We start from the raw sequence: 11988 nt of genomic DNA on the forward strand, positions 1-11988 counted from the left end.
TGCCGCCGACCTGGGCCTGAACACGGTCATCGTCGAGCGCGAAGCCACCCTGGGTGGCGTCTGCCTGAACGTCGGTTGCATCCCCTCCAAGGCGCTGCTGCACGTGGCCGCCGTGATCGACGAGACCGCCGCCATGGCCTCCCACGGTGTCACCTTCGGCAAGCCCGAGATCGACATCGACAAGCTGCGCGGCTACAAGGACAAGGTCATCGGCACCATGACCGGCGGCCTGGCCGGCATGGCCAAGGCGCGCAAGGTGGCAGTGGTCAATGGTGATGGCCAGTTCGCCGGCCCCAACCACATCGAAGTGACCGCCGCTGACGGCAGCAAGAAGGTGGTGCAGTTCAAGCACGCCATCATCGCCGCCGGTTCCTCGGTGGTGAACCTGCCCTTCGTACCGCAGGACCCGCGCATCGTCGACTCCACCGGCGCGCTGGAACTGCGCCAGGTGCCCAAGCGCATGCTGGTCATCGGCGGCGGCATCATCGGCCTGGAAATGGCCACCGTCTATTCCACCCTGGGCGCACGCATCGACGTGGTCGAGATGATGGATGGCCTGATGCAGGGCGCTGACCGCGACATGGTCAAGGTATGGCAGAAGTTCAACGAAAAGCGCTTCGACAACGTCATGGTCAAGACCAAGACCGTGGCTGTAGAAGCCCTGGCCGAAGGCATCAAGGTGACGTTCGAAGCCGCCGAAGCCGGTGCCACCGCTCCCGAACCGCAACTGTACGACCTGGTGCTGGTGGCCGTGGGCCGCAGCCCCAACGGCAAGAAGGTCTCGGCCGACAAGGCCGGCGTGATCGTGGGTGATCGCGGCTTCATCCCGGTGGACAAGCAGATGCGCACCAACGTCCCGCACATCTTCGCCATCGGCGACCTGGTGGGCCAGCCCATGCTGGCGCACAAGGCCGTGCATGAAGGCCACGTCGCTGCTGAAGCGATTGCCGGCGAGAAGAGCTTCTTCGACGCCAGCGTCATCCCCTCGGTGGCCTACACCGATCCGGAAGTGGCATGGGTCGGCGTGACCGAAGACGAAGCCAAGGCAAAGGGCATCAAGATCGAGAAGGGCCACTTCCCGTGGGCCGCCTCCGGTCGTGCCGTGGCCAATGGCCGTTCGGAAGGCTTTACCAAGCTGCTTTTCGATGCCGAGACCCACCGCATCATCGGTGGCGGTATCGTCGGCACCCATGCCGGCGACATGATCGGCGAAGTGGCCCTGGCCATCGAGATGGGCGCGGACGCCGTGGATATCGGCAAGACCATCCACCCGCACCCGACCCTGGGCGAGTCCCTGGGCATGGCTGCGGAAGTGGCCGAAGGTCATTGCACGGACTTGCCGCCGCAGCGCAAGAAGTAAGCGCAGCCAGCAGCAAAGCAGCAACAAGAAAATCGGCGGACCATCTGGTCCGCCGATTTTTTTACCTACCCTCCATGCCGCTCAAGCTGAATGGAACCAGCTAGAGCAACTTCCCCGGATTCATGATCAGGTTGGGATCGAAGGCCTGCTTGATACGCAGCATCAGCTCCATCTCCAGCGGCGACTTGTAGTGCTGCAGCTCGTCGCGCCGCAACTGTCCCACGCCATGCTCGGCGCTGATGCTGCCCTGCAGGTCGGTGATCAGGTCGTGTACCAGGCGGTTCAGCAGCAGCGTGGCCTGCTTGACGTCTTCATAGGTGGAGGACAGCGGGATCATCACGTTGAAATGCAGGTTGCCATCGCCCAGGTGGCCGAAGTTGATGATCTGCGCGGCCAGGCCGCAATCGGCGATGCGTGCCTCGGCCTGCGCCACGAAGCCGGCGATGGCCGAGATCGGCAGGGCGATGTCGTGCTTGATGACCTTGCCGGCGCGTACCTGCGCCTGCGAGATGCCTTCGCGGATTTTCCACAAGGCTGCGGCCTGTGTGCCGCTGGTGCAGAACATGGCATCGCTGATCGTTTCATCCTCCAGGGCCTGGCCCAGTACCTCTTCCAGCATCGCCTGCAGGCCCAGGTCTTCGGTATCGGCCAGTTCGATCAGGGCGTTGTAGGGCGTCGCCCGGGCCAGCGGGGCGCGGGTGTCGGTGACGTGCTGCAGCACCAGTGCCAGTGACGCAGCCGACATCATTTCAAAGGCCACCAGACGGTCGCCGCAACGGGCACGGGTGCGCGCCAGCAGCTCGGCCAGTTGTGCCGGCGAGTCGGCACCCACCCAGGCCGTGGCGCGGGCGTGCGGCTGCGAGAAGAGCTTCAGCACCGCGCCGGTGATCACGCCCAGCGTGCCTTCCGAGCCGATGAAGAGATCGCGCAGGTCGTAACCGGTATTGTCCTTGCGCAGGCCGCGCAGGCCGTTCCAGATGCGCCCGTCGGGCAAGACTACTTCCAGCCCCAGGGCCAGTTCGCGCATGTTGCCAAAGCGCAGCACGGCGATGCCGCCGGCATTGGTGGCGAGATTGCCGCCGACCGTGCAGCTGCCTTCCGCACCCAGGCTCAGCGGGAAATAGCGTCCCGCGCCGCGTGCCGCCTCCTGCGCATGCGCCAGGATCACGCCGGCATCCACGGTCATGGTGTTGTTGATGGGATCGACCTCGCGCACACGGTTCATGCGGGTGGTGGAGAGGATCACCTGGGCGCCGCTGTCGTCCGGCGTGGCGCCACCGCTCATGCCGGTGTTGCCACCCTGGGTCACGATGGGGGTGTGGGTGAGATGGCACAGCCGCACCACCTCGGCGGTCTGCGCCGTGTCGGCCGGACGCACCACCACCGCCACGCGGCCCTGCCACTTGCCGAGCCAGTCCTTGAGATAGGGTGCCTGGGCCTCGGCCTCGGTGACCAGTCCGGCATCGCCGACGATGGCGTGCAGCTGGCGGATCAGTTCCTGGGTGTTCTCGCTCATGTCAGTCCTCATGCTCCATGCCAGTTCATCTTGATACGGCCGATGGCCATTGCCGCAGCGGCCTGGCTGGGCTCGACCACGGGCAGGCCCAGCGCCTGCTGCAGGGGATCGCGATAGGCCGCCATGCCGGCGCAGCCCATGACGATGACATCGGCGCCATGTTCGTCGCGCAGGCGGCGGCCGACTTCGGTCATGCGCGCCAGCGTGCGTTCGTATTGCGCCAGTTCGGTCACGTTCAGGCCGATGGCCAGCTCGCCGGCCAGTCGTGCCTGCACCCCCATGGCGCCATAGGCGCGCAGGTGGCGCGGGATCGAGCCCGGCAGGATGGCGATCACGCCAAAGCGCTGGCCCAGCGTCAGGGCGGTCAGCACGCCGCTTTCCATGATGCCCAGCACTGGGACGTCCACCGCCTCGCGCACCGCATGCAGGCCGGGATCGGAGTAGCAGGCAATCACGAAGCCTGCCGCCCGGGGACGCAAGGAGCGCGCCAGCGCCACCAGTTGCGGCGCCACGCTGTCCACGTCCTGCTGGGTCTGGATGCCGGGTGGCCCCGACTGCAGCGACAGGCATTCGATGGCCGGTCCGCCCGCCATGCGCAGCGGCGCCATGGCGGCGTCGATGCCGCGCGTGACGGCGGCCGTACTATTGGGATTGATGATGAACAGGGCAGGGCCGTCGGCGGGGGCAATGGACATGATGGTTTCTCGCGGGTTCTCGCAAAACAGGAGTCAGCACAGGCAAGGACTGTACCCCAGGCCGACGGGCATGCTCCTTGCTCATTTGTCGGTTCCCCTTAACATGCTGTTATGCGCGACGAGGATCCATGGCACTGAACCTGCGCCAGATCGAGGTATTCCGGGCGGTCATGACGACCGGCTCCATCAGCGGCGCCTCGCAATTGCTGTTCGTCTCCCAGCCGGCGGTGAGCCGCCTGCTGTCCCACACCGAGCAACGGGTGGGCTTCGCCCTGTTCGAACGCATCAAGGGCCGGCTCTATGCCACGCCCGAGGCCAAGAAACTGTTCCACGAGGTGGAGCACGTCTACCAGGCCGTGCAGCGCGTCAACGAGCTGGCCACCGACCTCTCGGAAAACCGCAGCGGCATCCTCAACATCGTCTCCAGCCCCAGCATCGGGCAGATGCTGATCCCGCAGGCCATCGCCCTGTTCCGCAACCGGCATCCGGATGTCAAGCTGACCTTCCACTGCCTCAATTACGGCTACCTGAAGGATCGCCTGCTGGCGCGCCAGGCCGACCTGGGCATCATCATCCTGCCCATGGAACACCCCAGCCTGCAGGTCACACCCCTGTGCAGCAACCGGCTGGTGTGCGTGCTGCCCTACAACCATGAACTGACCCGGCGCGGCACCCTGAGCCTGGCCGATCTGCGGCCCTTCCCGCTGATCTCCTACAACCGCGATTCCCCCTTCGGCGGCATCGTCGGCCGCTTCTATCAGTCCGAGGAAGAACCGCTGCGACCCATCATGGAAGTGGGCTCGCCGCAGAACGCCTGTTCCCTGGTACAGATGGGGGCCGGGGTGGCGCTGGTGGATGAATTCTCGGTGCGCAGCTGGGCCGGCACCAGCCAGATGGTGGTGCGTCCGGTGGCTCGGGCGCCCATCCTGCGGGCCAACCTGGTGCATGTGCGCACCGAGCCGCTGTCGCAGCTGACCCAGGCCTTCGTCGCCGAGTTGCAGCAGCTGGTGCGGGCCCAGGGCTACGGCCTGCCGCATGAAGAGGAGGTGAATGGTATCGATGGCGAGCATTAACACCACGTTAAGGCGTGCGCACAAAAAGGCATGCGACAAGCACGGATGACTCCACGACAATCGTTTCCATCCTGTCCGGCCTGGCCCAGCGCCCGGTCGCCGCTGCCACCATCTCTTCATGGAATGTCGCGCATGTCTTCTTTGTCCACCTCTGCTTCTTCGCTGGCCACCGCCCGCGGTGTCTACACCATCTGCCCCACGCCCTTCCACGCCGATGGCGGCCTGGACCTGGGCAGCATCGCCACCCTGGTCGAGTTCCAGATCCAGGCTGGCGTCTCGGGCCTGGCCATCCTCGGTTTCCTGGGCGAGGCACACAAGCTCTCCAATGCCGAACGGCGCGCCGTGACCGCCACCTTCGTCAAGTGCGCCGCCGGTCGCGTGCCGGTCTGGGTTGGGGTGCGCGCACTGGGTCTGGCCGGTGCCATCGAGCAAGCCACCGAAGCGGCCGAGGCCGGCGCTGCCGCGGTCTTCGCCGCACCGCTGGACATGGCCTCGGACGCCGTGCAGTTCGATTACTACAAGTCGCTGGCGGCGGCCCTGAACATCCCGGTGGTGATCCACGATTTCCCCGACTCCTTCGGCACCGAGATCAAGGCCGAAGTGATCGCCCGCCTGGGCCGCGAAGGCGGGGTCAACTTCATCAAGATGGAAGAGCCGCCGGTGGGCCAGAAGATCAGCCGCATCCGCGACCTGGCGGGCGAATCCATGCGCATCTTCGGTGGACTGGGCGGCGTGTACTTCCTGGAAGAGCTGCAGCGCGGCGCGGTCGGCACCATGACCGGCTTTGCCTTCCCCGAAATCCTGGTGCGCATCTATGACCAGTTCGCCGCCGGCGACCTGGCCGGTGCAGCAGCCACCTTCGACAAGTATTGTCCGCTCATCCGCTATGAATTCCAGCCCAAGATCGGCCTGTCGCTGCGCAAGTATGTCTACCGCAAGCGCGGCGTGATCTCCAGCGACGCCATCCGCTCGCCGGGCATGCGCATCGATCCCGAGACCGAGCGCGAACTGGAAGCCGTGATCGCCCGCGTGGGCCTGGACCTCAACCAGCGCGGCGCGCTGGTCATCCAGTAAGGAGCCGCGCATGGACCTGGGAATCGCCGGACGTCGCGCACTGGTCTGCGCCTCCAGCAAGGGGCTGGGCCTGGCCTGTGCCATTTCTCTGGCGCGCGAAGGCGTGGCCGTGACCATGACCGCACGCGGCGCCGAGGCGCTGGAGGCGGCCGCACAGCAGGTGCGTGAGGCTGCCGGTGCCGCCGGTGCCACCAGTGCCACCGTCATCGCCGTGGCCGGCGACATCACCACGCCCGAGGGCCGCGCCCTGGCGCTGGCGGCCTGTCCCGATCCGGACATCCTCATCACCAACGCCGGTGGCCCCAAGCCCGGCGACTTCCGCGAGTGGTCGCGGGACGACTGGATCGCCGCCGTGGATGCCAACATGCTCACCCCCATCGAGCTCATCAAGGCCACCGTGGACGGCATGATGAAGCGCGGCTTCGGTCGCATCGTCAATATCACCTCCGGCGCGGTGAAGGCGCCCATCGACATCCTCGGCCTGTCCAACGGCGCACGCTCCGGGCTGACCGGGTTCGTCGCCGGCCTGGCGCGCAAGACCGTGGCCCACAACGTGACCATCAACAACCTGCTGCCGGGCCCGTTCGAGACCGATCGCCTGCTGGCCACAGCTGCCGCCGCTGCCCGTGGGACCGACAAGAGCGTGGAGCAGGTCCTGGCGGCCCGCCGCGCCGCCAATCCGGCCGGACGTTTCGGCCAGCCCGGCGAATTCGGCGATGCCTGTGCCTGGCTGTGCAGCGCCCAGGCCGGCTTCGTCACCGGGCAGAACCTGCTGATGGATGGCGGCGCCTATCCCGGCACTTTCTGAACGCAGACTCCGATAAGGAAGGCAATGAGCATGGACTTCGACCTCACCATCCGCAACGGCCGCATCTCCACCGACCGTGACACCTTCGTGGCCGACATCGGCGTCAAGGATGGCGTGATCGTGCGCATCGCACCGGGCCTGTCGCCCGGGTACGAAGACATCGACGCCGCCGGTCGCTGGGTGCTGCCCGGTGGCATCGACAGTCACTGCCACATCGAACAGCTTTCCGGCATGGGCATGATGTGCGCCGACGATTTCTATTCCGGCACCGTGTCGGCGGCCTTCGGCGGCACCACCACCATCATTCCCTTCGCCGCCCAGCATCGCGGCAAGCGCATTCCCGACGTGATTGCCGATTACGCGCAGCGCGCCCGGGAGAAGGCGGTGATCGACTACGGCTTCCACCTGATCCTGGCCGACCCTGACGAGCAGGCATTGCAACACGACCTGCCGCAGGCCATCCGCGACGGCATTACCTCGCTGAAGGTCTACATGACCTACAACGCCTTGAAGCTGGACGACTACCAGCTGCTGGACGTGATGGCGCTGGCCGGCAGGGAAGGGGCGCTGGTGATGATCCACGCCGAAAACCACGACATGATCCGCTGGCTCGCCTCGCGCCTGCTGGACCAGGGCCATACCGCACCCAAGTTCCACGCAGTGGCGCACGACCCGTTGGCCGAAGCCGAAGCCAGCAACCGCGCCATTGCACTGTCGCGCCTGATCGGCGTGCCGGTGCTGATCGTGCACGTGGCCGGCGCCGAAACCGTGCAGACCATCCGCAATGCCAAGCTGCTGGGCGCACAGATCTATGCCGAGAGCTGCCCGCAATACCTGTTCCTCACCGCCGAGGATATCGACCTGCCCGGTGTGGAAGGCGCCAAGTATTGCTGCAGCCCGCCGCCGCGCGACGCCAATGCCCAGGAGGCGGTCTGGGCCGGACTCAAGGATGGCACGCTGGGCATGTATTCCTCCGACCATGCGCCTTACCGCTTCGACGAAAGCGGCAAGCTGCCACGTGGCGAAGACACTACCTTCAAGGAAATGGCCAATGGCGTGCCCGGTATCGAACTGCGCCTGCCGCTGCTGTTTTCCGAAGGCGTACTGGGCGGGCGCATCGACATCCACGAATTCGTGCGCCTGACCGCCACCAACCACGCCCACATGTATGGCCTGTCGCACTGCAAGGGCAACATCGCCGAGGGCCTGGATGCCGACCTGGTGATCTGGAATCCCGAACGCGAAACCACCATCACGGCCGACCTGCTGCACGACAACGTCGGTTACACCCCCTATGAAGGCCGGCAGATCAAGGGCTGGCCGGAAGTGGTCACCAGCCGTGGCCGGGTGGTGGTCAGCGAGGGCGAACTGAAAGTGCAGCGCGGATCGGGCCGCTATATCGCGCGCCAGTGTCCGGAGCCGGCCAGCATCGCGCAACGGCCATCGCGCAGCAATCTGCCGGGCTTGCTCGGCCTCAAGGGAAAAGCATGGGAGCAGCAATGAACGCAAGCAATCACAAACGCTTCGGCCTGGCCGTGGCGCAGATGGGGCCGGTGCAACTGGCCGAGGATCGTGCCACCGTGGTGCGCCGCCTGCTGGAGATGATGCGTGAAGCCGCCTCGCGCGGCGCGAAGATGGTAGTCTTCCCGGAACTGGCGCTGACCACCTTCTTCCCGCGTTACTGGATGGAAGACCAGGCCGAGGTCGATGCCCGTTTCTTCGAGTCCGAGATGCCGGGGCCGCAGACCCGCCCGCTGTTCGAACTGGCGGCGCAACTGGGCATCGGCTTCTATCTCGGCTATGCCGAACTGACCGCCAATGGCCATCACTACAACACCGCCATCCTGGTCGATGACAAGGCGCAGATCGTGGCGCGCTATCGCAAGATCCACCTGCCCGGCCACAGCGATCACAAGCCCGAGGCGCCGTTCCAGCACCTGGAAAAGAAATACTTCGAGGTCGGCAACGATGGCTTCGGCGTCACCGACATGCTGGGCACCCGCATCGGCCAGTGCCTGTGCAACGACCGCCGCTGGCCCGAGACCTATCGTGTCATGAGCCTGCAGAGCGCGCGCATCGTCACGCTGGGCTACAACACGCCGTCCTGGAACATCCACTGGAACGAGCCGCCGCATCTGCGCATGTTCCACCACCTGCTGTCGCTGCAGGCCAATGCCTACCAGAACGGCCTGTGGGTGGCGGCTGCCGCCAAGTGCGGGTTTGAAGACGGCTTCCACATGATCGGCGGCTCGGCCATCGTCGCGCCTTCCGGCGAGATCGTGGCGCAGGCACAGGGCGAGGAAGACGAAGTCATCTTCGCCAACTGCGACCTGGGCCTGGGCGAGACCTTCCTGCAGCACGTCTTCAATTTCGCCAAGCACCGTCGTCCCGAACACTACCGCCTCATCGTCGAACGCACCGGTGCCGGCGAACCGCTGGCGCCGTCCGAACTGTCCACCTGATTCCTGTTCACCTTCCACCCAATCGAGGAGTGTTGCGATGTTGCCCTTCCTGGCCCTGCCGTCCAAGTTATCCCTGAAGTGTTCCCTGCTGGTCGCCCTGTCGGCCAGCGCGCTGCTGTCGGCCGGGGCATTCGCCCAGAGTGCGCCGCTGCGTACCGGCGTGGATGCTACCTTCGCCCCGCATGCCATGGTCAAGCTGGGCGGCGGCCTGCAAGGCTTCAACATTGACCTGGGTGAAGAACTGGCGCGCCGCCTGGGCCGCAAGATCGAGATCGAAGGCACCGAATTCTCCGGTCTGGTACCGGGCCTGAACGCCAAGAAATACGACTTCGTGCTGGCGCCGGTAACGGCCACCCCCGAGCGCGCCAAGGCCATGCTCTTCACCGAGGGCTACCTCGATACCGACTACACCTTCGTCATCAAGAAGGGCGCGCCCGCCATCACCGCCCTGGAAGACCTCAAGGGCAAGACCATCTCGGTCAACAAAGGCTCGGCCTATGAACTGTGGGCGCGTGACAATGCGCCCAAGTACGGCTTCAAGTACGACGTCTACGGCAACAACGCCGATGCCGTGCAGGCGGTGCAATCGGGACGCGCCGACGCCAACCTGGCCGGCAGCACGGTAGCGGCCTGGGCCGCCAAGCAGAACCCGGCCGTGCAGACCACCTATACCGTCAAGACCGGCCTGGTCTGGGCCCTGGCCTTCCGCCTGGACGACAAGGCCGGCCGCGACGCCGCCGGCATGGCGCTCAAGTGCATGAAGCAGGACGGCACGATGGGCAAGATCGCCCAGAAGTGGTTCGGCTATACCCCCGCGCCAGACGCCACCGTGGTCAAGGTCGGCGTGGGGCAGGGCGTGCCGGGCCTGGATGGCTACGACCCGACGCCGGTCACGCTCAAGTGCCACTGATCCCGGCCCTTTTCACCGGATGAACCACCCATGAACCTTGCCGCCCCCATCCTCGAAATCGTCGGCCTGCACAAGTCCTATGAAGGCAATACGGTCTTGCGCGGCATCGACCTGCGCGTGCGCACCGGCCAGCTGATCTGCGTGATCGGCCCGTCCGGCTCGGGCAAGAGCACCATGCTGCGTTGCTGCAACCGGCTGGAAGAACCCAGTGCCGGGCAGATCGTGGTGGATGGGGTGGACATCATGCATGCCCGCACCGACCTCAACGCCGTGCGTCAGCAGATCGGCATGGTGTTCCAGCAGTTCAACCTGTACCCGCACCTGAGCGTGCTGGGCAATGTGATGCTGGCCCTGAAGAAGGTGCAGAAGCACTCGCATGCCGAGGCCGAAGCCCGTGCCCGACGGGCGCTGGAGCAGGTGGGCATGCTGGAAAAGGCGTCCGCCTATCCCGGCCAGCTGTCCGGCGGCCAGCAGCAACGCGTGGGCATTGCCCGCGGCATCGCCCTGCAGCCCAAGGTGATGCTGTTCGACGAACCCACCAGCGCACTCGACCCCGAGCTGGTGGGTAGCGTCCTGCAGGTCATGCGTCAGTTGCGCGAGGCCGGCATGACCATGCTGGTGGTCACGCACGAGATGGCCTTTGCCCGGGCGGCGGCTGATCGCGTGGTGTTCATGGACGGCGGCGTGATCGTCGAGGAAGGCCCGCCCGAACAGATCTTCGGCGATCCGCAACAGGCCCGCACCAAGGCCTTCGTGGCCCGCTACGCCGCACAGCACTGAGCCATGGAGCAATTCCTCTTTACCTTCTTCAATGCCGAGATCGCCGCCCGCTACTGGCCGGATATCCTGCGTGGCATGGGCGTGACCGTCCTGCTGAGCCTGGCCGTGATCGGCGCCGGGCTGCTGCTGGGCCTGTTGCTGGCGGTGCTGCGCGCCACCGGCAAGCGCGGCCTGGTGTTCATGGTGGTGGCCTTCGCCGATGTCATGCGGGCCTTGCCGCCGCTGATCCTGATCATCGTGCTGTTCTTCGCCTTCCCCTACATCGACCTGTCCATGTCGTCCTTCACTGCCACCTGGCTGGCGCTGAGCCTGGTGCTGGCGGCCTACGCCGAGGAAAGCATCTGGGCCGGCATCGCCGCCTTGCCGCGTGGCCAGAGCGAAGCGGCGCGCTCCACCGGCCTGTCCTGGGGCCAGACCATGGGCGCGGTGATCCTGCCGCAGGCCTTGCGCATGGCCGTGCCGGCGCTGACCAACCGTGTCATCTCGATCACCAAGAACACCGCGCTGGGCTCGGTGGTGGCCCTGTCGGAAATCCTCAATACCGCCCAGGCCGCCAGCAGCAATGCCGGCAATCCCACGCCGCTGATGCTGGGGGCCGCGGCCTACCTGCTGATCTTCATTCCGGTGGTCTTGTTCGCGCGCTGGCTGGAAACCCGCTGGCGCTGGAAACGATAGGAGAGGGCGCACATGGAAGCCTTGCTGCAGAATTTCTTCAACCTGGAGGTCTATCGCCAGGTGCTGCCCTTCCTGCTGGGCGGCCTGTGGACCACGGTCTGGCTGTCGTTACTGGTGATTCCCATCGGCGTGCTCTCGGGCCTGCTGCTGGCCTTGCTGGCCACCCAGAGCCGTTCACGCGGGGTGCGCATTGCGGTAGCGGTGTATGTGGACTTCTTCCGTTCCTTCCCGCCGCTAGTGCTGCTGATCCTGATCTATTTCGGCGCCCCCTTTCTGGGGCTGGAGCTGCCCAAGCTGGTGGCCGTGGCGCTGGGCTTCATGTTCAACAATTCCAGCTATTTCGCCGAGGTGCTGCGCGCCGGCATCGAAAGCGTGCCCAGCGGCCAGATGGAAGCGGCACGCTCCACCGGCCTGTCGCGCTGGCAGGCACTGGCCTATGTGGTGGTGCCGCAGGCCGCGCGCAATGCGCTGCCCGACCTAGTGGGCAACTGCATCGAGGTCATCAAGCTGACCACCATCGCCAGCGTGGTGGCCCTGCCCGAACTGCTGCGGGTGGCGCGCGACGCCCAGTCGCTGGTCTACAACCCGTCGCCCATCGTGCTGGCGGCGCTGCTCTACCTGATCCTGCTGCTGCC

The 11988-nt window shown here is 65.9% G+C and carries 12 protein-coding genes; 10 read left to right on the forward strand and 2 right to left on the reverse strand.

The features are described from left to right. Nucleotides 1-1360 (forward strand): dihydrolipoyl dehydrogenase (lpdA, locus tag VE092_RS09410; protein WP_324876046.1); only part of this gene is annotated, 1360 nt, incomplete at its 5' end. A 100-nt stretch (nucleotides 1361-1460) separates the two neighbouring features. Here the strand turns inward: lpdA and VE092_RS09415 are convergent. Together VE092_RS09415 and VE092_RS09420 are read right to left on the reverse strand one after the other, a co-directional pair. Further along, nucleotides 1461-2876: an FAD-binding oxidoreductase gene (locus VE092_RS09415; RefSeq protein WP_324876047.1), complete on the reverse strand. Its 1416-nt coding sequence runs from the start codon at nucleotides 2874-2876 to the stop codon at nucleotides 1461-1463. Nucleotides 2877-2884: 8 nt separating this feature from the next. Next, nucleotides 2885-3571, reverse strand: coding sequence for an aspartate/glutamate racemase family protein (locus VE092_RS09420; RefSeq protein WP_324876049.1), 687 nt, complete (start codon nucleotides 3569-3571; stop codon nucleotides 2885-2887). Between the two features lie 128 nt (nucleotides 3572-3699). Between VE092_RS09420 and VE092_RS09425 the strand changes: the two genes are divergently transcribed. The 9 genes from VE092_RS09425 to VE092_RS09465 all read left to right on the forward strand — a co-directional run. Then, a complete protein-coding gene (locus VE092_RS09425) occupies nucleotides 3700-4644 on the forward strand; it encodes a LysR substrate-binding domain-containing protein (protein WP_006462335.1) in 945 nt (314 codons plus the stop codon). Nucleotides 4645-4776: 132 nt separating this feature from the next. Next, nucleotides 4777-5718 carry a dihydrodipicolinate synthase family protein gene (locus VE092_RS09430; RefSeq protein WP_324876050.1) on the forward strand — a complete coding sequence of 314 codons (942 nt, stop codon included), beginning with the start codon at nucleotides 4777-4779 and terminating at the stop codon, nucleotides 5716-5718. Between the two features lie 10 nt (nucleotides 5719-5728). Further along, a complete protein-coding gene (locus tag VE092_RS09435; RefSeq protein ID WP_324876052.1) occupies nucleotides 5729-6526 on the forward strand; it encodes an SDR family oxidoreductase in 798 nt (265 codons plus the stop codon). A 30-nt stretch (nucleotides 6527-6556) separates the two neighbouring features. Then, entirely contained in the window at nucleotides 6557-8029 is a 1473-nt protein-coding gene (hydA, locus tag VE092_RS09440) for a dihydropyrimidinase (protein ID WP_324876063.1), read from the forward strand. Beyond that, nucleotides 8026-8988, forward strand: coding sequence for an N-carbamoyl-D-amino-acid hydrolase (locus tag VE092_RS09445; protein WP_324876054.1), 963 nt, complete (start codon nucleotides 8026-8028; stop codon nucleotides 8986-8988). The genes hydA and VE092_RS09445 overlap by 4 nt, the downstream gene beginning before the upstream one ends. 37 nt (nucleotides 8989-9025) lie before the next feature. Next, nucleotides 9026-9898, forward strand: coding sequence for a transporter substrate-binding domain-containing protein (locus tag VE092_RS09450; protein WP_324876056.1), 873 nt, complete (start codon nucleotides 9026-9028; stop codon nucleotides 9896-9898). 30 nt (nucleotides 9899-9928) lie between these two features. Continuing rightward, a complete protein-coding gene (locus VE092_RS09455) occupies nucleotides 9929-10678 on the forward strand; it encodes an amino acid ABC transporter ATP-binding protein (RefSeq protein ID WP_324876058.1) in 750 nt (249 codons plus the stop codon). Between the two features lie 3 nt (nucleotides 10679-10681). Beyond that, nucleotides 10682-11353 carry an amino acid ABC transporter permease gene (locus VE092_RS09460; RefSeq protein ID WP_006462342.1) on the forward strand — a complete coding sequence of 224 codons (672 nt, stop codon included), beginning with the start codon at nucleotides 10682-10684 and terminating at the stop codon, nucleotides 11351-11353. Nucleotides 11354-11365: 12 nt separating this feature from the next. Beyond that, a partial coding sequence (locus VE092_RS09465; RefSeq protein WP_324876061.1) for an amino acid ABC transporter permease occupies nucleotides 11366-11988 on the forward strand: 623 nt, incomplete at its 3' end.

Source organism: Herbaspirillum sp. (assembly GCF_035644555.1).
In the GTDB taxonomy this organism is placed as follows: domain Bacteria; phylum Pseudomonadota; class Gammaproteobacteria; order Burkholderiales; family Burkholderiaceae_D; genus Herbaspirillum.

Excerpts from the sequence above, each read along its gene's own strand:
- VE092_RS09450 (WP_324876056.1), top strand. The coding sequence starts at position 9,026 with ATGTTGCCCTTCCTGGCCCTGCCGTCCAAGTTATCCCTGAAGTGTTCC.
- VE092_RS09420 (WP_324876049.1), bottom strand. The coding sequence starts at position 3,571 with ATGTCCATTGCCCCCGCCGACGGCCCTGCCCTGTTCATCATCAATCCC.
- VE092_RS09415 (WP_324876047.1), bottom strand. The coding sequence starts at position 2,876 with ATGAGCGAGAACACCCAGGAACTGATCCGCCAGCTGCACGCCATCGTC.
- VE092_RS09430 (WP_324876050.1), top strand. The coding sequence starts at position 4,777 with ATGTCTTCTTTGTCCACCTCTGCTTCTTCGCTGGCCACCGCCCGCGGT.
- VE092_RS09455 (WP_324876058.1), top strand. The coding sequence starts at position 9,929 with ATGAACCTTGCCGCCCCCATCCTCGAAATCGTCGGCCTGCACAAGTCC.
- VE092_RS09425 (WP_006462335.1), top strand. The coding sequence starts at position 3,700 with ATGGCACTGAACCTGCGCCAGATCGAGGTATTCCGGGCGGTCATGACG.
- VE092_RS09445 (WP_324876054.1), top strand. The coding sequence starts at position 8,026 with ATGAACGCAAGCAATCACAAACGCTTCGGCCTGGCCGTGGCGCAGATG.
- hydA (WP_324876063.1), top strand. The coding sequence starts at position 6,557 with ATGGACTTCGACCTCACCATCCGCAACGGCCGCATCTCCACCGACCGT.
- VE092_RS09435 (WP_324876052.1), top strand. The coding sequence starts at position 5,729 with ATGGACCTGGGAATCGCCGGACGTCGCGCACTGGTCTGCGCCTCCAGC.
- VE092_RS09460 (WP_006462342.1), top strand. The coding sequence starts at position 10,682 with ATGGAGCAATTCCTCTTTACCTTCTTCAATGCCGAGATCGCCGCCCGC.